The organism is Mycobacterium paraffinicum (genome assembly GCF_025822865.1).
Classification (GTDB): domain Bacteria; phylum Actinomycetota; class Actinomycetes; order Mycobacteriales; family Mycobacteriaceae; genus Mycobacterium; species Mycobacterium paraffinicum.
The window spans coordinates 63,232-88,553 of sequence record NZ_JACKUR010000031.1; the positions used below are offsets into that span (position 1 = coordinate 63,232).

19 protein-coding genes and 2 riboswitches are annotated in these 25,322 nt (G+C 68.2%); of the genes, 6 read left to right on the forward strand and 13 right to left on the reverse strand.

All coding sequences use genetic code 11. The features are described 5' to 3' along the window. Window positions 1-268 precede the first annotated feature (268 nt). The 5 genes from H7J89_RS21560 (at window position 269) to H7J89_RS21580 (ending at window position 8,267) form a co-directional block, all read left to right on the forward strand. Window positions 269-1,633, forward strand: a complete 1,365-nt coding sequence (locus H7J89_RS21560) for a hemolysin family protein (RefSeq protein ID WP_264046466.1) — start codon at window positions 269-271, stop codon at window positions 1,631-1,633. Beyond that, window positions 1,630-2,670, forward strand: coding sequence for a hemolysin family protein (locus H7J89_RS21565; RefSeq protein WP_264046468.1), 1,041 nt, complete (start codon window positions 1,630-1,632; stop codon window positions 2,668-2,670). Before H7J89_RS21560 ends, H7J89_RS21565 begins: the two co-directional genes overlap by 4 nt. 281 nt (window positions 2,671-2,951) lie before the next feature. Then, window positions 2,952-5,159: a malate synthase G gene (locus H7J89_RS21570; protein WP_264046470.1), complete on the forward strand. Its 2,208-nt coding sequence runs from the start codon at window positions 2,952-2,954 to the stop codon at window positions 5,157-5,159. 108 nt (window positions 5,160-5,267) lie between these two features. Then, complete coding sequence (locus tag H7J89_RS21575; protein WP_264046472.1) at window positions 5,268-7,295, forward strand: substrate-binding domain-containing protein; 2,028 nt, start codon at window positions 5,268-5,270, stop codon at window positions 7,293-7,295. Between the two features lie 99 nt (window positions 7,296-7,394). Further along, the gene (locus H7J89_RS21580; RefSeq protein ID WP_264046474.1) at window positions 7,395-8,267 is read left to right on the forward strand and encodes a haloalkane dehalogenase; all 873 of its coding nucleotides are present in this window, start codon (window positions 7,395-7,397) and stop codon (window positions 8,265-8,267) included. 11 nt (window positions 8,268-8,278) lie between these two features. Here the strand turns inward: H7J89_RS21580 and gcvP are convergent, their stop codons facing one another. The 12 genes from gcvP to H7J89_RS21640 form a co-directional block, all read right to left on the reverse strand. Next, complete coding sequence (gcvP, locus tag H7J89_RS21585; RefSeq protein WP_264046476.1) at window positions 8,279-11,113, reverse strand: aminomethyl-transferring glycine dehydrogenase; 2,835 nt, start codon at window positions 11,111-11,113, stop codon at window positions 8,279-8,281. Window positions 11,114-11,156: 43 nt separating this feature from the next. Beyond that, a riboswitch (glycine riboswitch) is annotated at window positions 11,157-11,280 on the reverse strand. A 2-nt stretch (window positions 11,281-11,282) separates the two neighbouring features. Continuing rightward, window positions 11,283-11,380: riboswitch (glycine riboswitch) on the reverse strand. A gap of 36 nt (window positions 11,381-11,416) precedes the next feature. Continuing rightward, a complete protein-coding gene (locus H7J89_RS21590) occupies window positions 11,417-12,022 on the reverse strand; it encodes a MerR family transcriptional regulator (protein ID WP_264046478.1) in 606 nt (201 codons plus the stop codon). A 283-nt stretch (window positions 12,023-12,305) separates the two neighbouring features. Next, window positions 12,306-12,800 (reverse strand): bifunctional nuclease family protein, encoded by a 495-nt coding sequence (locus tag H7J89_RS21595; RefSeq protein ID WP_264046540.1) that lies wholly within the window; start codon window positions 12,798-12,800, stop codon window positions 12,306-12,308. 105 nt (window positions 12,801-12,905) lie between these two features. Continuing rightward, window positions 12,906-13,667 (reverse strand): transcriptional regulator FtsR, encoded by a 762-nt coding sequence (gene ftsR, locus H7J89_RS21600; RefSeq protein WP_264046480.1) that lies wholly within the window; start codon window positions 13,665-13,667, stop codon window positions 12,906-12,908. After that, on the reverse strand, window positions 13,667-14,128 hold the full coding sequence (gene garA, locus H7J89_RS21605; RefSeq protein ID WP_276042445.1) for a glycogen accumulation regulator GarA: 462 nt from the start codon (window positions 14,126-14,128) through the stop codon (window positions 13,667-13,669). Before garA ends, ftsR begins: the two co-directional genes overlap by 1 nt. A 262-nt stretch (window positions 14,129-14,390) precedes the next feature. Then, window positions 14,391-14,789 carry a glycine cleavage system protein GcvH gene (gcvH, locus tag H7J89_RS21610; protein WP_264046484.1) on the reverse strand — a complete coding sequence of 133 codons (399 nt, stop codon included), beginning with the start codon at window positions 14,787-14,789 and terminating at the stop codon, window positions 14,391-14,393. Window positions 14,790-14,818: 29 nt separating this feature from the next. Beyond that, window positions 14,819-15,658, reverse strand: a complete 840-nt coding sequence (locus H7J89_RS21615) for a DUF881 domain-containing protein (protein ID WP_372513819.1) — start codon at window positions 15,656-15,658, stop codon at window positions 14,819-14,821. 45 nt (window positions 15,659-15,703) lie between these two features. Then, on the reverse strand, window positions 15,704-16,036 hold the full coding sequence (locus H7J89_RS21620; RefSeq protein ID WP_007170008.1) for a small basic family protein: 333 nt from the start codon (window positions 16,034-16,036) through the stop codon (window positions 15,704-15,706). A 55-nt stretch (window positions 16,037-16,091) separates the two neighbouring features. Further along, window positions 16,092-17,018 (reverse strand): DUF881 domain-containing protein, encoded by a 927-nt coding sequence (locus H7J89_RS21625; protein ID WP_264046485.1) that lies wholly within the window; start codon window positions 17,016-17,018, stop codon window positions 16,092-16,094. Further along, window positions 17,011-17,640, reverse strand: coding sequence for a CDP-alcohol phosphatidyltransferase family protein (locus H7J89_RS21630; protein WP_264046487.1), 630 nt, complete (start codon window positions 17,638-17,640; stop codon window positions 17,011-17,013). Before H7J89_RS21630 ends, H7J89_RS21625 begins: the two co-directional genes overlap by 8 nt. A gap of 97 nt (window positions 17,641-17,737) precedes the next feature. Continuing rightward, complete coding sequence (secA2, locus tag H7J89_RS21635; RefSeq protein WP_264046489.1) at window positions 17,738-20,062, reverse strand: accessory Sec system translocase SecA2; 2,325 nt, start codon at window positions 20,060-20,062, stop codon at window positions 17,738-17,740. Window positions 20,063-20,125: 63 nt separating this feature from the next. Next, window positions 20,126-21,769, reverse strand: a complete 1,644-nt coding sequence (locus H7J89_RS21640; RefSeq protein WP_264046491.1) for an acetolactate synthase — start codon at window positions 21,767-21,769, stop codon at window positions 20,126-20,128. Window positions 21,770-21,862: 93 nt separating this feature from the next. Here H7J89_RS21640 and bacA point away from each other — a divergent pair, with 93 nt between their 5' ends. Continuing rightward, a complete protein-coding gene (gene bacA / locus H7J89_RS21645) occupies window positions 21,863-23,788 on the forward strand; it encodes a vitamin B12 ABC transporter pemease/ATP-binding protein BacA (protein ID WP_264046493.1) in 1,926 nt (641 codons plus the stop codon). Window positions 23,789-23,831: 43 nt separating this feature from the next. Here bacA and H7J89_RS21650 read toward each other — a convergent pair whose 3' ends face one another. Next, the gene (locus tag H7J89_RS21650; protein WP_264046495.1) at window positions 23,832-25,295 is read right to left on the reverse strand and encodes an FAD-binding protein; all 1,464 of its coding nucleotides are present in this window, start codon (window positions 25,293-25,295) and stop codon (window positions 23,832-23,834) included. Window positions 25,296-25,322: the final 27 nt, after the last annotated feature.

Genomic DNA, 25,322 nt, shown 5'->3' on the forward strand with positions numbered 1-25,322 from the left:
AGGCAACCCATAGTCGGGTCCGCGCCAGCGGAGTGGCGCCGACGAAAACGGTGGTTGACCGGACGTGGGACGGACCGGGCTACCATAAGTCAGCAAAGACGGAGGCGACCGCGTCCGCACCGGATTCAGGCAGCGAAGGGATTGACGTGCCGCAGGCACCCGTGCAGGCCATGGGATTTCGGGTGCGGCAGCCGTCGGACGAGCCGCCCGATGCGGAGCCTTCCCCGTCGAGTCCCACCGGGCAATCGGCCCACGGGCGGCGTGATCCATGAACGTGACCGTCACCCTGCTCAGCGTCGTGGCCATCGCGGTGCTGATCTTCGGCAACGCGATCTTCGTCGCCGCCGAGTTCTCGCTCACCACGCTGGACCGCAGCGCCGTGGAGGCCAACGCCCGCGGCGGCGGACGCCGCGACCGGGCGATCCGGCGCGCCCACCACAAGTTGTCGTTCCAGCTATCCGGCGCCCAACTGGGCATCTCCGCCACCACATTGGCGGCCGGCTATCTGACCGATCCCATGCTGGCCGACCTGCCGCACCCGTGGTTTGACGCGATCGGGATATCCGACCGGGTGGCCGACGCGATCATGGCGGTCCTGGCGTTGGTCATCGTCACCTCGGTATCGATGGTGTTCGGCGAGCTGGTCCCGAAATACCTGGCCGTCGCCCGACCGCTGTCCACGGCGCGGGCCGTGGTGGGCGTCCAGCTGCTGTTCTCACTGTTTTTCACCCCGGCGATCCGGCTCACGAACGGCGCGGCGAACTGGATCGTGCGCCAGCTGGGAATCGAGCCGGCCGAAGAGCTGCGGTCGGCGCGGTCGCCGCAGGAGCTGCTGTCGCTGGTGCGTTCTTCGGCGCGCAGCGGCTCCCTGGATGCGGCCACCGCCTCGCTGGTGCGGCGCTCCCTGCAATTCGGCACCCTGACCGCCGAGGAACTGATGACGCCCAGGTCAAAGATCGTGGCGCTGCAGACCGACGACACGGTCGCCGACCTGGTGGCCGCGGCGGCGGAGTCGGGGTACTCGCGCTTCCCCATCGTCGACGGCGACCTCGACGAAACCGTCGGCATCGTGCACGTCAAACAGGTGCTGGCCATCCCGGCGGCCGAGCGGGCGGGCACGCCCCTGATCACGGTCGCGCAGCCGGTTCCGGTGGTGCCGTCGACGCTGGACGGCGACGCCGTCATGGGCGAGATCCGCGCCAACAGCCTGCAGACCGCGATGGTCGTCGACGAATACGGCGGCACGGCGGGCATGGTGACGGTCGAGGACCTGATCGAAGAGATCGTCGGCGATGTCCGCGACGAACACGACGACGCCACCCCGGATGTGGTGGCGGCCGGAACCGGTTGGCGCGTCTCGGGGTTGCTGCGCATCGACGAGGTGGCCGCCGCGACCGGCTTCCGCGCGCCCGAGGGACCCTACGAGACCATCGGCGGACTGGCGTTGCGTGAATTCGGCCACATCCCGGTGGCCGGTGAAACGGTCAAGTTGCCGGCCCTGGACGCGGACGGGTTGCTGGACACTTCGCTGCGCTGGCAGGCGACCGTCATCCGGATGGAGGGGCGCCGGATCGACCTGCTCGAGTTGATCGAGCTGCGCGGCGACAGCCCGGCGGCAGGTGGCGCCCGATGAACGACACCATGGGCGTGTTCCTGGCGATGCTGCTGATCGGTGTCAACGCCTTCTTCGTCGGGGCGGAATTCTCGTTGATCTCGGCCCGGCGCGACCGCCTCGAAGCGCTGGCCGAACAGGGCAAGGCCCGGGCGGTCACGGTCATGCGCGCCGGAGAGCAGCTGCCGGCCATGCTGGCCGGGGCGCAGCTCGGAGTCACGGCCGCCTCGCTGCTGCTCGGGCGGATCGGCGAATCGGCGGTCGCCGACCTGCTGCGTACGGCGCTGGGCCTGACCACCATTCACCCAACGCTGCTGCACACGTTGTCGTTCGCGATCGCGTTGGCGATCGTGGTGACGCTGCATGTGCTGCTGGGCGAGATGGTGCCCAAGAACATCGCGCTGGCCGGCCCCGAGCGCACGGCGATGCTGCTGGTGCCGCCCTACCTGGCCTATGTGCGCGCCGCGCGGCCGTTCATCGTGTTCTACAACAAGTGCGCCAGCGTGGTGGTGCGCGCACTGGGCGTGGAACCCAAGGAAGAGCTCGAGATCACCGTCTCCCCCATCGAATTGAGCGAGATGATCGCCGAATCGCGATCCGAAGGGCTGCTGGACCGCGAGGAGCACACCAGGCTGACCCGGGCGCTGCAAATCGGCACCCGCGTCGTTGGCGACGTGGCGGTCCCGCTGGCCGACGTCCACGCGGTGCGGGTGGCCGCGGCGGGCACCGGCCCGACGGTCGGCGCGGTCGAAGAGGCCCTGGCCCAGACCGGCTACTCGCGGTTCCCGGTGGCCAATGTCAACGGCGACTTCATCGGCTACCTGCACATCAAGGACATGCTCACCCTCGGTGACGACCCAGGCACGGTGATCGACCTGGCGATGGTGCGGCCGCTGCCGCGGCTGCCCAAGTCACTGCCGCTGGCCGACGCTTTGTCGCGGATGCGCCGCAGCAACAGCCATCTCGCGCTGGTGACCGGCGCGGGCGGCGACGTGGTCGCGATGGTGGCCATGGAAGACCTGGTTGAAGACCTCGTCGGCACGATGCGCGACGCATAGGGGTACTGGTCGCGGAGTGGGGCCGTAGCGAGCCCGTATGATTTTCAACGGCTACCAGTCAAGAAAGTGCTGGCGGGCGCAGGATGCCAGGCGCACAGATGCGTTGCTGGAATTCGACCCCCGGGCTCGCCGCAGCGGCGTGGTTTCCAGCTGTCAGCGCGGCCTGACCTGGTGTGGCAGGTTTGGGCGGATACGCTCACCAGGCTGCTGCTCGGTACGCTGAAGACATTGCCACTCCGAGCCAATAGCGGCTTGGTGAGGCTTCATTATGGAGGAGAAACATGACTGATCGCGTGTCGGCGGGGAACCTGCGCGTCGCCCGAGTGCTCTACGACTTCGTGAACAACGAGGCCCTGCCCGGCACCGACATCGACCCGGACAGCTTCTGGGCCGGAGTCGACAAAGTCGTCACCGACCTCACGCCGAAGAACCGGGATCTGTTGAACCGCCGCGATGAGCTGCAGGCGCAGATCGACAAGTGGCACCGCCAACGCGTGATCGAGCCGTTCGACGTCGAGGCGTACCGCCAGTTCATCACCGAAATCGGTTACCTGCTGCCCGAACCCGAGGATTTCACGATCACGACATCCGGCGTCGACGACGAGATCACCACGACCGCGGGACCGCAGCTGGTGGTGCCGGTGCTCAACGCCCGGTTCGCGCTCAACGCCGCGAACGCGCGCTGGGGCTCGCTCTACGACGCCCTGTACGGCACCGACGTCATCCCCGAGAGCGACGGTGCCGAAAAGGGCACCAGCTACAACAAGATTCGCGGTGACAAGGTCATCGCCTATGCGCGCAACTTCCTCGACCAGGCGGTGCCGCTGGAATCCGGGTCCTGGGCCGACGCGACGGGATTGTCCGTCGAGGACGGCCAGCTGAAGGTCGCGACCGCCGACGGATCCGTCGGCCTGGCCAGCCCGGAGAAGTTCGCCGGCTACACCGGCGAGCTCGGCTCCCCCGACTGGTCGGTGCTTCTGGTGAACCACGGCCTGCACATCGAGATCCTCGTCGACCCCGAGTCGTCCATCGGCAAGACCGACCGCGCCGGCATCAAGGACGTTGTCCTGGAATCGGCCGTCACCACGATCATGGACTTCGAGGACTCGGTGGCCGCCGTCGATGCCGACGACAAGGTGCTCGGTTACCGCAACTGGCTGGGGCTGAACAAGGGCGACCTCTCCGAGGAGGTCGCCAAGGGCGGCAAGACCTTCACCCGTGTGCTGAACCAGGACCGCACCTACACCACGCCCGACGGCGAGGGTGAGCTGACGCTGCCGGGCCGCAGCCTGTTGTTCGTCCGTAACGTCGGCCACCTGATGACCAACGACGCCATCGTCTCCGTCGGCGACGGCGACGAGGAGACAGAGGTGTTCGAGGGCATCATGGACGCGCTGTTCACCGGCCTGACGGCGATCCACGGGCTCAAGACCGGGGACGCGAACGGCCCGCTGGTCAACAGCCGCACCGGCTCGATCTACATCGTCAAGCCCAAGATGCACGGGCCCGACGAGGTCGCGTTCACCTGCGAGCTGTTCAGCCGCGTCGAGGACGTCCTGGGCCTGCCGCAGGCCACCCTCAAGGTCGGCATCATGGACGAGGAGCGGCGCACCACCGTCAACCTCAAGGCGTGCATCAAGGCCGCGGCCGACCGGGTGGTGTTCATCAACACCGGCTTCCTGGACCGCACCGGCGATGAGATCCACACGTCGATGGAGGCCGGTCCGATGATCCGCAAGGGTGCGATGAAGAACACCACGTGGATCAAGGCCTACGAGGACGCCAACGTCGACACCGGCCTGGCCGCCGGCTTCAAGGGCAAGGCGCAGATCGGCAAGGGCATGTGGGCGATGACCGAGCTGATGGCCGACATGGTCGAGCAGAAGATCGGCCAACCCAAGGCGGGCGCGACCACCGCGTGGGTGCCGTCGCCGACGGCGGCCACCCTGCACGCGATGCACTACCACTACGTCGATGTGGGTGCCGTGCAGGAGGAGCTGGCGGGCCAGAAGCGCACCACCATCGAGGAACTGTTGACCGTCCCGCTGGCCAAGGAACTGGCCTGGGCCCCCGAGGAGATCCGCGAGGAGGTCGACAACAACTGCCAGTCCATCCTCGGCTACGTGGTGCGGTGGGTCGCCCAGGGCGTCGGCTGCTCGAAGGTGCCCGACATCCACGACGTGGCGCTCATGGAAGACCGTGCCACGCTGCGGATTTCGAGCCAGCTGCTGGCCAACTGGCTGCGCCACGGGGTGATCACCGAGGAGGACGTGCGGGCCAGCCTGGAGCGGATGGCGCCACTGGTGGACGCGCAGAACGCCAAGGACGCGGCGTACCTGCCGATGGCACCCAACTTCGATGACAGCATTGCGTTCCTGGCCGCCCAGGACCTGATCCTGACCGGGACGCAGCAGCCCAACGGCTACACCGAGCCGATCCTGCATCGCCGCCGGCGCGAAGTTAAGGCCCGCGCGGCGCAATCAAATTGAGCTCGTGCCTTAATCGGGCTCGCGGAGCATCGGTGCCGCTGACGACTAAGATCAGCGGCGGGTTCACAACTAGTCGGATGGATCGACGGAGAGGCGACGGACACCGCTATGGGTAGGCACAGTTTGCCCGACCCTGGGGACTCCGTCGACGAGCCATACGAAAACGGCGACACCGACGACCGTCACCGGGACGCCGTCAGCGAGAACTACGCCGACGAGGGTGACTATCCGCTCGAGGACGACTTCGACGCCGACGAAGACCCCTACGCCGCCGAGGACGCGTTCGAGGCCGGCACCGCCGACGACTACCCGGAATTCCCGCCGCGCCAGCCCGGGCCGCCGAGCGCGGAGCCGCCGGCCTCGTCGCCGTCGCTGTTCGGCCGCGGCCACCGCGGCCTCGGCGATTGGCGGGGCGGCCATCGCAGCGAGGGCGGCCGCCGCGGAGTCAGCATCGGCGTCATCGTGGCCCTCGTCGCCGTCGTCGTGGTGGTGGGCAGCGTCATCCTGTGGAGCTTCTTCGGCGATGCGTTGTCCAACCGTTCGCACCAGGCGGCCGGGCGCTGCGTGGGCGGTAAGGAAACGGTCGCCGTCGTCGCCGACCCGTCGATCGCCGACTCGGTGCAGCAGTTCGCGGAGAGCTACAACTCCTCGGCCGGTCCCATCGGCGACCACTGCGTGGAGGTCAGCGTCAAGCCGGCCGGCTCCGACGCGGTGCTGAACGGCTTCATCGGCAAGTGGCCCGCCGAGCTGGGCGGGCAGCCAGCGTTATGGATTCCGGGCAGCTCGGTCTCCGCGGCGCGGCTGGCCGGGGCCACGGCGCAGAAGACGATCACCGACAGCCGCTCGCTGGTGACGTCGCCCGTGGTGCTTGCCGTCCGGCCGGAACTGCAGCGGGCGCTCGGCAACCAGAACTGGGGGGCGCTGCCCGGGCTGCAGACCAACCCGAACGGCTTGGCCGGCGTGAATCTGCCGGCGTGGGGGTCGCTGCGGTTGGCCCTGCCGATGAACGGCAACGGTGACGCGGCGTTCCTGGCCGGAGAAGCGGTGGCGGCCGCGTCGACACCTCCCGGCGCGCCGGCGACCCAGGGCACCGGAGCGGTGCGCGCCTTGCTGAGCGCGCAACCCAAACTGGCGAACAAGTCGCTGACCGAGGCGATGGACGCGCTGCTCGGACCCCCTGATGCGGCAAACGCCCCAGTGCATGCGGTGATCACCACCGAGCAGCAGCTGTTCCAGCGCGGCCAATCGTTGCCCGACGCGAAGGGCATGTTGGGGTCCTGGCTACCGTCCGGGCCGGTGCCGGTCGCCGACTACCCCACGGTGCTGCTCAGCGGCTCGTGGCTGACGAAGGACCAGACCTCGGCGGCCAGCGAGTTCGCCCGCTTCATGCACAAGCCCGACCAACTCGCCAAGCTGGCCAAGGCCGGGTTCCGGGTCAACGGAGTCAAGCCACCGAGCAGCCCGGTCACCACGTTCCCGGCGCTGCCGGCGACGGTGTCGGTGGGTGACGACGCGATGCGCGCGACCCTGGCCGAGGCGATGGCCAGCCCGTCGAGCGGGCTGGCCGCGACCATCATGCTCGACCAGTCGATGCCCGGCCAGGAGGGCGGGAAGTCCCGCCTGGCGAACGTGATCGCCGCACTGCAGGACAAGATCAGGGCGCTGCCACCCACCTCAGTGGTGGGGCTGTGGACGTTCGACGGCCACGAGGGACGGTCGGAGGTGCCCGGCGGTCCGCTGGGCGACCCGGTGAACGGCCAGCCGCGTTCGGCGGCGCTGACCGCAGCGTTGGACAAGCAGTACTCGTCGCCGGGTGGCGCCGTGTCGTTCACCACGCTGCGCATGATCTACCAAGAGCTGCAGGCCAATTACCACCCCGGCCAGACCAATTCGATATTGGTCATCACGGCGGGTCCGCACACCGACCAGAGCCTGGACGGCCCCGGGTTGCAGGATTTCATCCGCAAGAGCGCCGACCCGGCCAAGCCCATCGCGGTAAACGTCATCGACTTCGGCGGCGACCCGGACCGCGCGACGTGGGAAGCGGTCGCCCAGCTCAGCGGTGGCGGCTACCAGAACCTCGCCACATCGGCGTCCCCGGACCTCGCCGCGGCCATGAACGCCTTCTTGAGCTGACGCGCGGCCCTCGGCCGGTACTGGTACGCGACCGCGCGCACCGGCTCGGTGTTGTCACACTCCGGACCTAGCATCATGGGCGCTACCGAAAGGAGCGCAATGAGCATCGACTTCACGCCGGACCCCCGGCTCTATCCGTTCCAGTCGCGCTGGTTCGACAGCTCGCAGGGGCGCATGCACTACATCGACGAAGGCCCCGCCGGGTTCGAAGGCCCGCCGATCCTGCTGTGCCATGGCAACCCGACGTGGAGCTTCCTCTATCGCAACATCGTCATCGCGCTGCGCGACAGGTTCCGTTGCATCGCACCGGATTACCTCGGGTTCGGGCTGTCGGACCGCCCCGCTGCGTTCGGATACACCATCGAGGAGCACGCCCGGGTGGTCGGTGAGTTCGTCGACCATCTCGGCCTCGAGAACTTCCTGACGATGGGCCAGGACTGGGGTGGGCCGATCAGCATGGCGGTCGCGGTGGAGCGCGCCGAGCGGGTGCGCGGCGTCATCCTGGGCAACACCTGGTTCTGGCCGACCGACGAATTCACGACGAAAATGTTCAGCCGGGTGATGTCCAGTCCCCCGATGCAATACGCGATCCTGCACCGCAATTTCTTCGTCGAGCGTCTCGTCCCCGCCGGGACCGAGCACCGCCCGAGCGACGCGGTGATGCGGCACTACCGGGCGGTGCAGCCCAGCCCCGAGGCCCGCAAAGGCGTCGCCGAGATGCCCAAGCAGATCGTGGCCGCCGGCCCCCTGCTGGCGCGACTCGCCCGGGAAGTGCCGGCCAAGCTGGGCGCCAAACCGGCCCTGTTCGTTTGGGGCATGAAGGATTTCGCGTTCCGGCCCGGCCCCACGCTCCCGCGCATGCGCGCGGCCTTTCCCGACCACGTCCTCGTCGAGCTGCCCCATGCCAAGCACTTCATCCAGGAGGATGCACCGGACCAGATCGCCGCGGCGATCATCGAGCGCTTCGGCTGACAAGCGTCCCGTTAAGCGAACGCCTCTACGGGCGGGCACGAGCAGACCAGGTGGCGGTCGCCGTAGGCGCCGTCGATGCGCCGCACCGGCGGCCACACCTTCGGCCGGAAGTTCTTCCCGAGCGGATAGGCGGCCTCTTCCCGCGTGTACGGGTGCTGCCAGTCGGCGACCAACAGGCACTCGGCGGTGTGCGGCGCGCCCCGCAGCGGGTTGTCGTCAACCGGCCACTCCCCCGCACCCACCCGGTCGATCTCCCCGCGGATGGCGATCATGGCTTCGCAGAAGGCGTCGACCTCGGTCAGGGTCTCGCTCTCGGTGGGCTCCACCATGAGCGTGCCGGCCACCGGGAAGCTCATCGTCGGCGCGTGAAAACCATAGTCGGCCAAGCGCTTTGCGACATCGTCGACGGTGACTCCGGTCGACTTGGTGATCGGCCGCAGATCCAGGATGCACTCGTGGGCGACCATGCCGTTCTCGCCGGTGTAGAGCACGGGGAAGTACTCGTCGAGCCGGCGGGCGATGTAGTTGGCCGACGCGATCGCGGTCAGCGACGCCGCCCGCAGGCCGTCGGCGCCCATCATCCTGATGTAGGCCCAGCTGATCGGCAGGATCGAGGCGGACCCGTAGGGCGCCGACGACACCGGATGACCTTCGGGCAGCTCGGGGGCATGCGGGTGCCCGGGCAGGAACGGCGCCAGGTGCGAACGCACCGCCACGGGTCCCACCCCCGGTCCTCCGCCCCCATGCGGGATGCAGAACGTCTTGTGCAGGTTCAGGTGGCTGACGTCGCCGCCGAACTTCCCCGGCCGGGCCAGGCCGACGAGCGCGTTGAGGTTGGCGCCGTCGACGTACACCTGGCCGCCGGCGTCGTGCACAGCCGCGCAGATCTCGGTGATGTCGTGTTCATAGACGCCGTGGGTGGACGGATAGGTGATCATCAGCGTCGACAACGCGTCGCCGTGCTCGGCGACCTTGGCGCGCAGGTCGTCGAGGTCGACGTCCCCGTTGTCGTGGCAGGCCACCACCACCACCCGCATGCCGGCCAGCGCCGCCGACGCCGCGTTGGTGCCGTGCGCGCTGGACGGGATGAGGCAGATGTTGCGGTGGGGCTCGCCCCGGCTGGCGTGGTAGTCGTGGATGGCCAGCAGCCCGGCATACTCGCCCTGCGAACCGGCGTTGGGCTGCAGCGAGACGGCGTCGTAGCCGGTGATCTGCACCAGCCAGCCCTCCAGGTCACTGATGAGCCGGCGCAGGCCGGGGGTGTCCGACGCCGGGGCGAACGGATGCTGACGCGCGAATTCCGGCCAGGTGATCGGTTCCATCTCCGCGGCGGCATTGAGCTTCATCGTGCACGAGCCGAGGGGAATCATGCTGCGGTCCAAGGCGATATCCTTGTCCGCCAGCGTGCGCAGATAGCGCATCATCGCCGTTTCGGTCCGGTACTGCGTGAACGCCGGGTGGGAAAGGAATTCCGAGGTGCGGGTCGCGATGTCCTTGATATCGCTCGCGACGGCGCCGGCCGCCGACCTGGCGAAGGCTTCCAGAACCGCCGCCACGTGCGCGTCCGTGGTGGCTTCGTCGCAGGCGACCGACACGTGGTCGGCGTCGACGCGCCACACGTTGACGCCGTTCGCCTTGGCCGCGGCCACCACCTCGTCGGCGCGTCCCGGAACCCGCGCCAGCACGGTGTCGAAGAACGCGTCGTGCACCAGGGCATCACCCAGTGCGGCGGCAATCGCCGCGGCGTGCGCGTGCACGCGGCGGGCGATCTGCACCAGCCCGTCGGCGCCGTGGTAGCTGGCGTACATCGCGGCCATCACCGCCAGCAGCACCTGCGCCGTGCATATGTTGCTGGTCGCCTTGTCCCGGCGGATGTGCTGCTCGCGCGTCTGCAGGGCCAGCCGGTAGGCCGGGGACCCGTCGGCGTCCAGCGACACACCGACCAGCCGGCCAGGCAGCTGGCGCGCGTGCTTGGAGTGCACCGAGAGGTATCCGGCGTGCGGACCGCCGAATCCCATTGGCACACCGAATCGTTGGGTCGTTCCGAACGCGACGTCGGCACCGATGTCGCCGGGTGGGGTGATCAGTGTGCACGCCAGCAGGTCGGCGCCGACCGCGACCAGTGCGCCACGTTCGTGGGCCTGCTCCACCAGGGCGGCCCAGTCGGTGATGCGGCCGCTGGCGCCGGGCAGCTGGGTGATGACGCCGAAGAACTCGCCCTCGGGCAGGCCCTCGCGCAGGTCGGCGGTGACGATCTCGATGCCCAACGGCTGGGCCCGCGTCGCCAACACGGCAGCGGTCTGGGCGAACAGGTCGGCGTCGACGGCCAGCCGGTTCGACGTGCCGCGGGTCGCGCGGTGCATCAGCGACATGGCCTCGGCGGCCGCGGTGCCCTCATCGAGCATCGAGGCGTTGGCGACTTCCAGTCCGGTCAGGTCGGCAACCATGGTCTGGAAATTCAGCAGCGCCTCCAGCCGGCCCTGGCTGATCTCGGGCTGGTACGGCGTGTAGGCGGTGTACCAGGCCGGGTTTTCCAGCACGTTGCGCAGCAGCACCGGCGGGGTGAGCGTGTCGTAGTAGCCCTGCCCGATCATCGAGACGGCCACGGTGTTGGCGTCGGCGAGCGCCCGCAGCTCCGCCAGCGCCTCGGTCTCGGTGACGGCTGGGGGCAATTCGTCCAGACCGGGTGCCGCACCGCCGCCGGTGGGCTTGTCGAGGATGCCCGCCGGGACGGCCTTGGCGGCCAGCTCGTCGAGCGAGTCGACTCCGATGACGGCCAGCATGGCCGCGACGGCCTGGGCGTCCGGGCCGATGTGGCGGGCGGCGAAGGTTGTTTGCTCGGGCACTGGCGAAACTCCTGGTGGACAGGGACAGGGAGAGGACTAGCGGTCCTCTCCCTCTGTCTTCACCCGTGCGCCGGGCGCCTGAGAGATTCGGCGCCCGCTGACGTCTGAGCGCCTTTCCCCATCGGCGGGTGCCGACCGCCGGGGTCGGCACCGCTTTCCAGAGGCATCGTTAACTCGGGCGGTCCGGGTGCCTGAGAGGTTAGCGGAGAGGTGTTGCTCCTTCGGCGTCCGTGGCTGGCCGTCACGGAACTCTCCCGCACGAGTGCGATGCGGAACCCAGTTTACCCGCTCGAGCGAGTGCGCTTAACCGATCTTGCGGTCGCGCGTCTTGCGCCGGGACGCCAGCTCGTCTTCCGGGGCGGCGATCGACTCGCCCCCGTCGGCCCGCTCACCGGGGAAGTCGGCGATCACGCCGGTCAGCTCGCGCATTGCGCCAGACACGGCGATGCCGAACACGCCCTGGCCGCCCTGCAGTAGGTCGACAACCTCTTCCGCCGAGGTGCATTCGTAAACCGTGGTGCCGTCGGAGAACAACGTGATGTTGGCCAGATCCTGCACGCCGCGCTGGCGCAGATGATCGACGGCGACCCGGATGTTGTGCAGCGAGATCCCGGTGTCGAGCAGGCGCTTGACGATCTTGAGAACCAGGATGTCCTTGAACGAGTAGAGCCGCTGGCTGCCCGAGCCCGCCGCGCTGCGGATCGAGGGCACCACCAATGACGTGCGGGCCCAGTAGTCCAACTGGCGGTAGGTGATTCCGGCGATCTGGCAGGCGCTGGGGCCGCGGTACCCGACCAGCTCGTCCGGCACGGAGTCGTCGGGGAACAGTCCGGGCTGCACGGGTGCTTCCGGTGCGGCGGCCGGGTGGTCAGCTAGGTCCAGCTGTTCTTGGCGTGGCTGCTCGCTCACGGTGCTTCCTCTCGCCGATCGAGCTTTCGTTTCCAGCTGCGTCACTGGCTGCGTCGCAGCCACGTTTGCTCAGGCCCGAGTGCTAGAGAGCTTACGCTGTTCGATAGCTACCGCGCCCTTAAGTCGTGATCAAAGTATGGCCGCCGCCGGGCTAAGTGAGGGCGCTATCCGCCAGGCGTGTCGACATCCCGGTGCTAGTTGAGATCCACCCGTGATGTCGGTGTCCAGGGTAGTACCCGGCCGACGCGCCGCGCCAAGCCGCTCGGACGCTCCCTAAAACTGTCTAAGTGGCCTTGAAATCGTCCGGAGACACGCTGTCGAGAAACTCCTTGAACTTCTCCACCTCGTCCTCGCGGACGGCGGTGCCCCCCTCTTCGTCGGTCTCGTCGGGGATGAGCAGGCCGGCCTGGGCCAGCACGGTCTCCTCGACGTAGATCGGCACACCGACGCGCAGCGCTATCGCCACCGAATCCGACGGCCGGGCCGACACGGTGATGTTGCGGTCGAAGACCAGATCGGCGTAAAAGGTGCCCTCTTGCAGATCGACGATCCGCACCTCTTTCAGCGAATGACCAAGCGCGGCAATGACATCCCTGATCAGATCGTGTGTCAGGGGGCGGGGAGGCTCGACGCCTTGCTGCTCTAGCGCGATGGCGGCAGCCTCCGATTGACCGATCCAGATCGGCAGGTATCGGTCGCCGTCGGTCTCGCGCAGTAAGAGGACCGGCTGGTTCTGGGGCTGCTCAACGCGAATGCCGACAACACGAACTTCACCCATTTGTGTCTGCCCTCCGCATATGCCGCCGTGTCGGTTCTTGGCGCAACGACGACGCCGGATCGTCGCTATGCCGCTGAAAACCAAGCTATCGACGAAGTCTAGTCCTCAGCGATGCAGAACGTCGCGAACGGCGGATTTGATCAGCGACGTGTGCAAGGTGATGGCGAGGGCCGCCACCTCACGCGCCAGGTCGTCGGCGCGATCGCGGGCGCCGGCCTTGTCGGCTTTGACTAGCGGCCCGGCGATTTGGGCGATCAGGTCGGATTGCCGGTCGGCCGCCGAACGGAATGCACGCAGATGCCGCGGCTCCACACCGTATTCCGACAACGCTCGCGCGCATTGCAGGATGACCACGGCGTGTTCGTCGAAGAAGCCGCCCGGGCCGGTGGTGATCACGCCCGCCTTGAGCAGCGCCGTCAACAGGTCGTCGGCCACCCCTGAGCGCTCCAGCAGATCTTCACGACTCAGCCGGATGCTCGACGGCGCCACCGCGGCCGCGTCGGAACCGGCCCCGGAGCCCGGCTCGGCGCCGACCTCCCCGACTCCCGCCACCGACACCAGACGCGGCCCGGCGTAGGGCGAGCCGGAGGGCGGCAGTTCGCCGTCGGGTTGCGCGTCCAGCTGCGACCGGATGACCTTGAGCGGCAAGTAGTGATCGCGCTGCGCGGTCAGGATGAACCTCAACCGGGCGCAGTCGTATGCGGTAAATCTCCGATAGCCCGACGCGGCGCGCTGCGGCGTCACCAGTCCTTCGGCCTCCAGGAAGCGAATCTTGGAGATCGTGACATCGGGAAAGTCCGGCCTCAACAGTTCCAGGACCGCCCCAATCGACATCCCGGCCAGTGCCGGGCTATCGGGTGCGCTCACTAGCCTCCGGATCCTCCGTCCTCACCCTGCTTGGGCCCGGTCAAAAATACCAAGCGGAACTTGCCGATCTGTACCTCGTCGCCGTTGGCGAGCACCGCCGAGTCGACGGGCTCCCGGTTGACGTACGTGCCATTCAGGCTACCGACATCGACCACGCTGAATTCGTTGTTTTCCAACCTGAATTCGGCGTGGCGGCGACTGACGGTGACGTCATCCAGAAAAATGTCGCTGTCGGGATGCCGGCCGGCGGAGGTGATGGGCTGGTCGAGCAAGAAGCGCGACCCCGCGTTGGGCCCCCGTTTGACGACCAGCAGCGCGGAGCCTGCCGGGAGGCCTTCCACCCCGGAGACCGCGCTCTCGGTGCCCGCCTGCGCGGGAGCGTCCAGTTCGTTGAGGAAGTCGGCACGAAAGACGGAAGTCGTCTCCACCGTGACTTCGTCAGAGGTCTGGTCGTTGTCCATATCCGTCACGCGCTGCTCCTCACTGGCCGCTGTGGCGTTGTCTGACCGGGCCGCTCGGCCGGCTGCTCACTGGGTTTTCTCGCCCGGTACTGCCGATTACTCAGGCTCGTGCGTTCAAGTGTCGATGTGTCGACGGTACCGCGCATAGGTCGGCAATGTGCCCCCCACCCGACGATCGGAAGACCGATTGCCCGCCTTCCCCCCGTCGGCCCGCCGCACCGCTCGCGTCGCCGCGCGGGGCTGGCAGGCACATTAGCAATCGTCATTCGGTCAGCGTTCCGCGGTAGGCCTCGGCGTCAAGCAGCGACGAAATGGCCGACTCCAGCGCGGCGACGTCCGACACCCGCACGTCCAGCAGCCATCCGCCCCCGTACGGCTCGGAGTTGACCAGCTGCGGGCTGCCTTCCAGATCGGCGTTGACCGCGGACACCGTGCCCGACACCGGGGCGTACAGATCCGAGACCGATTTCGTCGACTCGACCTCGCCGAACGATTCACCCGCGGTCACTTCGGTGCCCACCTCGGGCAGCTGAACAAAGACGACGTCGCCCAGGGCCGACTGGGCAAAGTCGGTGATGCCGACCCGCACGGTGTCCTCACCGCTTCGGCGAACCCACTCGTGTTCGGCGGTGTAGTGCAGATCGGGCGGGATATCGCTCACAAGTCGTCCTGTTCTGTTCGGAGAATTGCTCACTTGACGGGCTGAGCGTATTGGTGCGGTTTTGGTTGTCGCAAGGTGGTCACGTCCACCCGGTCGGCCTGCCGGACGGACATCCGCGCACCGACGCGCTTGATGCTGTCCTCGGCGCCGCCCGGAATGTTCATCGCCGCGGCCAGGGTGGGCGGATCGCCAATCGCCAGAATCGAATACGGGGGCGACAGCGTCTTGGTGTCGACCGTCAGCGAGCCAGGCATCCCGACTACCCAGGTGTCGACACCGACGCGGACGGATTGGTGCGCGTCGTTGATTTCGATCGCCTCGGCGCCGGCGGCACGCAGTTCGTTGATCACGTCGAGTATCACCTCCGGCGAAACCCCCGGCCCGGGGTCGTCGATCGTGACGGTGACGCCCGGCCCGGTGGCGCCGACCGCGCCGGCCAGGATGGACAGCGCCGCCAGCTTGGCCTGCGCGGCCTGGATCGCGGCCTGGTCGTTATTGCCGGACGCCTGCAACGAATTCAGCGTGTTCTGCAATTCATTCACTTCGGCGTTGAGGGTGGCCTCCCGCTGCCGTAGCGAGTCCAACAACACCAACAAGTCCGCGGGGCGCGCCGTTTCCAGCGAGTCGCCCGACTCGTTCTGGCGGACCTGCGTGACGATGGCGACGCCCAACAGCAGACACAACAGGGCCGCCAACATCCCGAAAGCCAGCCGGGAACGACCGCCGCGGACCAGCGCGGACAGTCCGGTGCGGCGCACCGGCCCGATCTCCGGGCGAGGGCGTTTGGCGGGAAGTTCGTGGCGGCCGTGCTGCGTAGGGCTTGCCGCGTCACCACTTTCGGCGGCGCCGTCCGGCGGGTCCTTGCTCACGCTGGCCTCCTCCCGGTCATGGCGCCGCTCCTCCACATCGCCCCGTCACGCCCCGAACAGCCGGCGCCGCAGCGCGGCGGCGTTGCCGAAGATGCGGATTCCCAACACCACGATGATCGCGGTGGACAACTGCGTGCCCACGCCCAGCTGGTCGCCGACGTACACGATCAGTGCGGCCACGAAAACGTTGAACACGAACGAGATCACGAAGACTTTCGGATCGAAGATGCGTTCCAGATAGGCGCGCAACCCGCCGAACACCGCGTCCAGCGCCGCGACCACCGCGATGGGCAGGTAGGGCTGGACGACCTCGGGCACGGCGGGGTGAAAGACCAGGCCGAGCACGATGCCGATCGCCAGCGCCGCGATGCCGATCATGCCTGACGTCCCGTCCGCGACTCGCAAAGCCGTAGATGCCTGTCGAGGGCTGTTCTCACTGTGGCCCAATCTGTTTGGCGAACTTGATATCCCGGATCGATCCCGCGGGCAGCGTCAGCCCGTCGGCGGCGTCCACGGTGACGACGACACCGTAGGAGACCTCCAGCAGCTTAAGACGCTGTCGGCCGGAGCTCTGGTCGAAGACGTCCCGCATCGCGCGGGGCGGCCCCACCGCGAGAATCGTGTACGGGCTGCTGGTGGGATTGTTGTCAACCAGGATCGCGCCGCCGGCTTGCCGGATGGTCACGTTGGGCCCGATGCGGACCCCACCGACCGAAATCGCCTCGGCGCCGCTGGCCCACAACGAGTTGACGACCAGCTGCAGATCCCGGTCCAAAATGATCTGCCTGCTGCCGCCGAGCCGCTGCTTGGAAACGTCGGAAAGGTTCGGGCTGGCGCCCGGATCGGTCACGGTGACCTTCAGCCCTGGGCCGATGACCGCCGTGCTGGCCGCCGCCAGGCCGAGCGCGTCGAGGCGGGCCAGCAGCCGCTGCCCTTCGGCGTCGTCGGCCAGTGCGCGGCGCTGCACGCCATCCACCCGGGAGGACAGTTCGGTGCGCCGCTGGGCGAGTTTGGCCGCAGTTTTTTCGGTGGAACGCACATTGCCGAGCAGCAGTTGCTGCGCCGAGCGCACACCGGGGGCCACCGAGCGGGCCTGCGCGACGGCGGCGGCGAAGACCATGGCGATCAGCAGCGCCGCCAGCGCCTGCCACAGCCAGCCGAAGGCGCGGTCGCGCCCGTGCGCGTGCGCCGCGGCGTCGCCGCGTTTGGCCGCCGCCGCGGCGTACCCGGGGTCCAGGTGCTCGGAGAGTAGGGCGCGCAGCAGGGACGGCACCGGGATCAGCTGCGGGCGCGCCGCCACGTGGGCGCTGCGCCCGGCGTTGGGGTCGTAGCCGCCGAGCAGGCGGTCCGGGTCAGCCATGTTCGACCGCCTTCGGCGCGGCGGGCGGGCGTCCGCCGTGTTTGACCCGGGGCATCCGGCGCAGCACCAACGTCATCTGCACCACGTACTGCGCGAACGCCCACAGGTAGCCGTACATGCCCCAGATCAGGAACGCCCAGCCGCAGGCCCCGACGACCCGGCTCCACAGGGCGTCCCACGTCCCGAGCAGCACCAGCGGAAAACCGGACATCAACGCGAACGTGGCGGCCTTCCCGATGTAGGTGACGGGCAGCGCGGACAGCCCGCGGCTCCACAGCAGCGGCAGCGTCGCGGCCAGCAGCCCGTCGCGCACCAGCAGGATGGCGACAAACCACCACGGCACGATCCCGCTCAGCGCCATCACGACGGGAACGCAGACCATGTAGAGGCGGTCGACCGCCGGGTCGAGAAGAACGCCGAGCCGCGACGACTGATCGAGCAGTCGGGCGATCTTGCCGTCGGCCCAGTCGGACGCACCGCTGAACATCAAGATCCCGACCGCCCACCCATTGGCGTGCGCCACCAGCAGGGCGTAGACGAACACTCCGATGAGCACCAGGCGGATCGCGCTCAGCGCGTTGGGGACCGTCAGCACCCGGTTGGGCGGAAGCGCCGGCTCCATAAGCCGTGACCTTAGTCGAACGCCGAGTGCGCGGCTGGACGCACACTCGGTCCCCGGTGTGCGGCTGGACGCACGTTCGGCGCCCGCCGTCGACGACCTAGCGGAAGACGCCGGGCAGGCTCAGCGTGGACAGCGTGTCGTCGGACAACGGGTTGTCGTTGACCATGTAGGTCCACGTCGAGGTGGGACGGGCCAGCTTGGACAGATCCAGGCCCTGTTCCTCCTCGAGGACGTTCGCCGTCTCGAACGTCTGCTGCGCGGCCTCGATCGCATCCGCGGCCAGCGACGCGAACGCGTCGACCGCCAGCCGGTGGAACTCGTCCAGCGGATTCTGCCGGCCCAGCGCCCGCAGGTGGATGCTTTCGCGGATATCCGCGAGGTACGCCAGATGATCGGCCCAGCCGCGGTCGAGGTGATAGAGCATGATCTGCCGGCAGATCCTCTCCAGGCGATCCTCGGGAATGTCCTTCGACAACTCCTTGTACCGCTTGGGCGCCAGCTCGGCGAGCTCCTCGCGCGCGCTTGCGGTGCGCAGCAACGTGTTTCGCCGATCGACGATGATGGCGCGCTGCTGGGCGATCAGCTGGTTGTAGCGCCAGGTATTGGCGTGCACGTCGAGCATCCGGCCCTCGGCGACGCGCTGGGCGTGGTCGAGCAGCCCGGCCGCCTTGGGGCTGACGATCCGGCCGTCCTCGTCGGTTTCCATCGGCAGCTTGTTGTGGTCGAGGTTGGCCGCCACGACGTCGTCCTCCCAGCTCGAGAAGAACACCGAAGAGCCGGGGTCGCCCTGTCGTCCGGCGCGGCCGCGCAACTGGTTGTCCAGCCGCTCGGTGTGATGCCGTCCGGTGCCGACCACGTGCAGCCCGCCGAGTTCGGCGACCCTGTCGTGGTCGGCTTCGTCCGAGCCGCCGAGCCGAATGTCGGTGCCGCGCCCCGCCATCTGCGTCGACACCGTCACCACCCCGTACTTGCCGGCCTCGGCGATGACCTCGGCTTCCTCGGCGTCGTTCTTCGCGTTGAGCACCACCGCGGGCACGCCCCGGCGCAGCAGCCGTTCGTGCAGTTCCTCGGATTCGGCCACGTCCCGCGTGCCGACCAGTACCGGTTGCCCGGTCTCATGCACCTCGGCGATGTGGGCGACGATTCCGTCGTTCTTGGCCGCGGCAGTGATGTAGACGCGATCGGACTCGTCTTCGCGAATGTTGGGCTCATTCGGCGGAATTGGGGACACGCCGAGCTTGTAGAACTGACGCAGCTGTTCCCCGGCGGCCAGCGCGGTGCCGGTCATGCCGCACACGGTTTCGTAGCGGTTGATCAGTGCCTGCACCGTGATCGTGTCCAGCACTTCCCCGGTCTCGGTGGTCTCGATGCCCTCCTTCGCCTCCACGGCGGCCTGCAGGCCGTCCGGCCAGCGCTGCAGTTGGGCGATGCGGCCGCGGGCGGCGTTGATCAGGTGCACAGCGTCATCGCGGACGATGTAGTGCACGTCGCGCTGCAGCAGCACGTGCGCGTGCAGCGCGACGTTGACCTCGGTTAGGGTCGTGCCGACGTGCTCCTCGGAGTAGAGGTCGATGCCGCCGAGCGCCTTCTCGACCTTGCGCGCCCCGACGTCGGTCAGATGGACGTTGCGGCTGTCGGCGTCGGTCTCGAAGTCGGTGTCCGGTTTCAGCTGGCCGACCAGCTTGATGATCTCCAGCCGCGGCGTTTCCCGGTGCGTGGTCCCCGCCAGCACCAGCGGCACCAACGCCTCGTCGACGAGCACCGAGTCGGCCTCGTCGATCAGGGCCACGTCGGGGTTCGGCGACACCAGGTCGTCGACGTCGACCACGAGTTGATCGCGCAGCACGTCGAAACCGATCTCGTTGACCGAGGCATAGGTGACGTCGCAGCCATAGGCGGCGCGGCGCTCCTCGCTCGTCGACTCGGCCGTGATCCAGCCGACCGTCAACCCCATTGCCTCGATGAGCGAGCCCATCCACTCCGCGTCACGGCGGGCCAGGTAATCGTTGATGGTCACCACGTGGACGTGCCGGCCGGCCAGGGCGTAGCCCGCAGCCGCGATCGCTCCGGAGAGCGTTTTGCCTTCGCCCGTGGCCATTTCGATGACGTCGCCGGCGAGCATGCGCAACGCACCGAGCAGCTGCACGTCGAACGGGCGCAGCGTGGTCGCTCGTTCGGCCGCCTCCCTGGCGATCGCGAGGAATTGCGGGATGTCCTCGGACTCCGCGAGATCGCCCAGTTTGAGCAGACCGGCGGCCTTGCGAAGCTGCTCGTCGGTGAGGCCGGCGGCTTCCTCGTCATACTCGGACGACTCGGTGACCTGCGAAAGGGATCGGTTGCGGTTCTTTTCCGTGCTGGCGCCGAGCAGTCGCCAAAATCGGCTGCTCAGGCCGCCGGGTTGCGCGCGGGAGGTCTTTGGCACAGGTCAACGGTACGCGAACCGCGGACCGCCGCCGCGGGGCGCGACACGCCGCCCGTCCGGCCCTCAGGCCAGGTTCGAGCGGCGTGGGTAGGCGACGGTGGGGTCGGTGAGGACGTTGACGACGGCGGGCAGGCCGCTGGTGAAGGCGCGTTCCAGCGCGGGCCGCAGCTCGGCCGGCGCGGAGACCAGCTCGCCGTGGCCACCCAGGGCACGCACCACCTCGTCGTAGCGGGTGCCCGGACGCAGTTCCGCCACCACCGAATAGCCGTACAACGCCTCCATGGGGTGCTTTTCCAGCCCCCAGATTCCGTTGTTGCCGATCACCGAGACGACGGGCACGTTGTGCCGAACCAGGGTGTCCCATTCCATGCCGCTGAAGCCGAAGGCGCCGTCGCCCTGCAGGAGGACGACCTGACGGTCCGGGCGGGCGAGCTTGGCGGCCAGGGCGTAGCCGGGGCCCGAGCCGAGGCAGCCGAAGGGGCCGCTGTCCAGCCAGCAGCCCGGTTGGTAGCTGTCGATCACCCGTCCGGCGTAGGACCCGAAGTCGCCGGCGTCGATGACGACGATCGCATCGCGGTCCAGCATCGGCGCCAGCTCCGCATACACCCGCATGGGGTGCAACGGGACGCGGTCGTCGACCAGCTCGGCCTTTTCCTTGCCGCGTGCCGCCGTCTCGGACGTTCGGAGTTCGTCGATCCAGTCTTGGTGATCGGTCCCGCCGCCGGCGGCCAGCGCCGCAAGTGTCGACAGCAGGTCGCCGTAGAGCTCGGCCTCAACCGGGCGGGGATGTTTGCGCTCGGGTTCGGCCCGGTCCACCGCGATGAGCCGGGTTTGTGGCCCGAACACCGCACCGAAGCCGAGCCGGAAGTCCATCGGCACGCCGACGATCAGCGCAACGTCGGCCTCCCCCAACGCTTTTCCGCGCACCCGGGAGAAGGCCAACGGGTGATCCGCGGGCACCGCGCCGCGGGCCATGCCGTTCATCAGCACGGGGATCTGCAGTTCCTCGGCGAGGCGCAGCAGCGCCGCCTCCCCGTGTCCCCACCAGACGTTGGTGCCGGCCATGATCACCGGCCGCTGCGCCGCCGAGAGCAGGCCGGCGGCGCGACCCAGCGCGTCGCCGTCGGGAGTGGGCCCCGGTGCCAGGTCGGTGAGGGCGCCGGGGCGGCCGTGATCCTCGGACATGGAAAACACGTGGTCCATGGGGAAGTCGACGAAGCCGACGCCCGACGGGGCGCCGACCGCCGCCAGCAACGCCTCGTCGACGAGCCGGCCGGCGTCGCCGGCCGACTGCGCCGTGGCGGCGAAGCGGGCCAGCGGCGCCACGAACGGCACGTGATCGATCTCCTGCAGCGAGCCCATGCCCCACCGCTGCGCGGGCGCGCGGCCGCCCAAAACGACCAGGGGTGACTGGTTCTGCTGAGCCGCCGCCATCGCGCTCATGCCGTTGGTGACGCCCGGCCCCGCGGTGAGCGCGGCGACGCCGGGCACCCTCATCACTTTCGACCACCCTTCCGCGGCGAAGGTCGCGGTCTGCTCGTGACGGGTATCGATCAGCCGAATCCCTTCCTCGCGGCAGCCGTCGTAAACGGAAAACAGGTGGCCACCCGACAAGGTGAAGACGGTGTCGACACCGCTGGCGCGCAGGCGCCGCGCGATAAGCCGGCCGGCGTGCAATGTTTGTGTGGAGACGGCGTCGGTGCTCATAACCGCAGCCTATCCAGATCCTTCGGGTACCTTCGCCGGAGGATTTGAAGTTCCGGCAGCGTCCACCAGCTCGACCCCGAGGAGATAGCGACCATGGGCCCGAAGCCGTTCAAGCCGTCGATCGACTGGTCGACGGCCACCGTGGATTCCCTGCGGTGGGTAGCCATCGCGTGGGTCGTCAGCGCGGTGGTGCTGTTCATCGTGCTGGTCGCCTTCAGGTACCTCACGCCCTGGGGCCAGCAGTTCTGGCGGATCACGCGCGGTTACTTCGTCGGCGCGCACAGCGTGCGGGTGTGGGCGATGCTGGCCGTGCTGTTGCTGTCCGTACTCCTGTCCGTGCGGCTGATGGTGTTGCTCAGCTACCAGGGCAACGACCTGTACACCGCGGTACAAAAGGCGGTGCAGGGCCTCGCGGCCGACGACGAAAACGTCAAACAGTCCGGGATACACGGCTTTTGGATGTCGATCGCGATCTTCAGCGTGCTGGCGGTCTTGTACGTCATCCGGTTCATGGTGGACATCTACCTGACGCAGCGGTTCATCATCGCCTGGCGCATGTGGCTGACGGCCAATCTCACCGACGACTGGCTCGCCGGCCGGGCTTACTACCGGGACCTGTTCATCGACCACACCATCGACAACCCCGACCAGCGCATCCAGCAGGACATCGACATCTTCACCGCGAATGCGGGCGGTACGCCGAACATCCCCTCGAACGGGACGGGCAGCACCCTGCTGTTCGGGGCCGTGAACGCGGTGGCCTCGGTGATCTCCTTCGCGGCGATCCTGTGGAATCTGTCCGGCAACCTGAACGTGTTGGGCGTCGAGCTCCCGCGGGCGATGTTCTGGACCGTCCTGATCTACGTGCTGATCGCCACGCTGGTGGCGATCTGGCTCGGCCATCCGCTGATCTGGCTCAGCTTCAACAACGAGAAGCTGAACGCCGCGTTCCGGTACGCCCTGGTTCGATTGCGCGATGCCGCAGAGGCCGTGGGCTTCTACCGCGGCGAGCGAGTGGAGCGCGCGCAACTGTGGCGGCGCTTCACTCCGATCATCGACAACTACCGCAAGTTCGTCCGCCGGACCATCATCTTCAACGGCTGGAACTGGTCGGTGTCGCAGGCAATCGTTCCGCTGCCGTGGGTGATTCAGGCGCCGCGCCTGTTCGCCGGCCGGATCGATTTCGGCGACGTTGGGCAAAGCGCGACGGCCTTCGGCAATATTCAGGATTCGCTGTCGTTCTTCCGCAACAACTACGACGCGTTCGCGGCCTTCCGCGCGTCGATCATCCGGTTGCACGGGCTGGTCGACGCCAACGATAAGGGCCGCGCGCTGCCGACCATCCTGGTCAAGCCGAGCGAGGAGGCGCCCGTCGAGCTTCGCGACATCGAGGTGCGCACGCCCGCCGGCGATCGGCTGATCGACCCGCTCGATGTTCAACTCGCCGAGGGCGATTCGCTGGTGATCACCGGGCGTTCCGGTGCCGGCAAGACCACGCTGCTGCGCAGTCTGGCCGAGTTGTGGCCGTACGCGTCCGGGACGCTCTGCCGTCCGCAGGGCGACAACGCGACGATGTTCCTGTCGCAGCTGCCGTACGTGCCGCTGGGCAGCCTGCGCACCGTGGTGTGCTACCCGAACTCGCCGGACGAGGTCTCCGATGCCGAGCTGCGAGAGGTGCTCACCAAAGTCGCGCTGGCGCCACTGCTGGACCGGCTCGACGAAGAGCGGGATTGGGCCAAGGTGCTGTCCCCGGGCGAGCAGCAACGTGTCGCCTTCGCGCGCATCCTGCTCACCAAACCCAAAGCGGTCTTCCTGGACGAGGCCACCTCCGCGCTGGACGAGGGTCTGGAATTCGCCTTGTACCAGCTGGTGCGGACCGAGCTGCCGGACTGTGTGGTGGTCAGCGTCAGTCATCGGCCCACCGTCGAGCAGCACCACGAACAAGAGCTGCAATTGCTCGGCGGCGGGCCGTGGCGGCTGGGACCCGTGGAGGAGAAGAAGGAACCCGCGCGCGTCTAGCGGTTCCGGGCCGCGTGCGCTCCGGCGCTGGGTCTTAGCGCGCCTACACTCCCGCAGCCCCTCGGGCCGCGTGCGCTCCGGCGCGGCGCCCGAAGAACGAGCCCTCCCCCAGCTGCGTGCCGCTGGCGTAGCCCTTACCGTCCTGGGCGATGTTGGACGCGCACGCCCCGGCCGCGTACAGGCCCGGCACGACGGTGCCGTCCTCGCGCAGCACCTCGCCGTCCACGGATGTGGCGAGCCCGCCGATGGTGAAACCGGCGTACATCGCCTTACCCAATGACATGTCGAACGCCCCCCACGGCCCGTGATCCTGCGCCGCAAGGAATTCGGGCTGCTTGTGAAAGTCGGGGTCCTCGCCGCGGGCGGCGTTGGCGTTGTAACGGTCCAGCGTCGCGACCAGGTTGCCCTCCGGAATGCCAAGTGCGGCTTCCATTTCCGGGACGGTCTCCCATCCGTCGATCAGCGGGACCAGCGGCATCTTGGGGTGCTCCAGGTGCGCCTCGTCGACGATGAGGAACGCCGCGCTGTCCGGCTGATCCATGATGAACCCGGAAGTCCTGGAATGGTAGGAATCCTCGGCGACGAAGCGCTGTCCCAGTTTGTTCACGATGATGCCCGTCAACAGGATCGACGGCGGGTACGGCGGAGCCGTGATGAAAATCTGGTCCATGTGCTCGGTTGCGCCGCCGGCCGATACGCCCAAGCGGATGCCCAGCCCGTCGTCGTAGGTGTTGCCCAGCACGAACGGTTTCTCGGCCAGCTTGGGGGTGTACTTGGCTACCATCTCCGGGTTCATCACGAATCCCCCGGCAGCGACGATCACCGACTTTGCCTTGATCGCACCGGTTTCGGAGAATTGCTTCCACATGACACCGCTCACCGCGCCCGAACCGTCGACGATGAGTTCGGTCGCGCCCGTCTCGTACCGGATCTGCACGCCCAGGTTCGCGGCGCGCTTCAGCAGCAGATCGATCACCATGCTGGCGCCACCGGTGTCGCCGGGCACGGGCACCTTGTGGCCGCGCGGCGCCGGCGCCGCCTGCTCCAAGAAGGGCCAGACCTTCTCGTTGCCGGTGAACATCAAGCCCTCGGTGTTGGGCTGGATGACCGCCTTGCCCGGAAAGTAGCTGCGCTCGAATTGAAAACCCAAGTCTTCCAGCCAATTGAAGTGCTCGACGCTGCCCTCGCAGTAGGCGCGGATCTTGTCGTGATCCGGCTGCCGGGACACGGCGACCAGGTACTTGTACATCTCCTCCGGAGAGTCGGCGTGGCCCGTGGCCTCCTGAACCGCCGTTCCTCCACCCAAATAGAAGTGGCCCCCGGCAAGCGAAGTCGTGCCGCCCGCCGCCGCGGCGCGCTCCAGGACGAGCACCTTCGCCCCGGCGGCCGCCGCACTGACGGCGGCGCAGCCGCCCGCAATGCCGAAGCCGATCACCACCACGTCGACGTCATCTGACCACGACGTCACGTCGTCCGCGCTGACCGTTGCCGGTATCTCCGTGCTCACTGGCGCCACTCCTTTTCATCGCTGCGT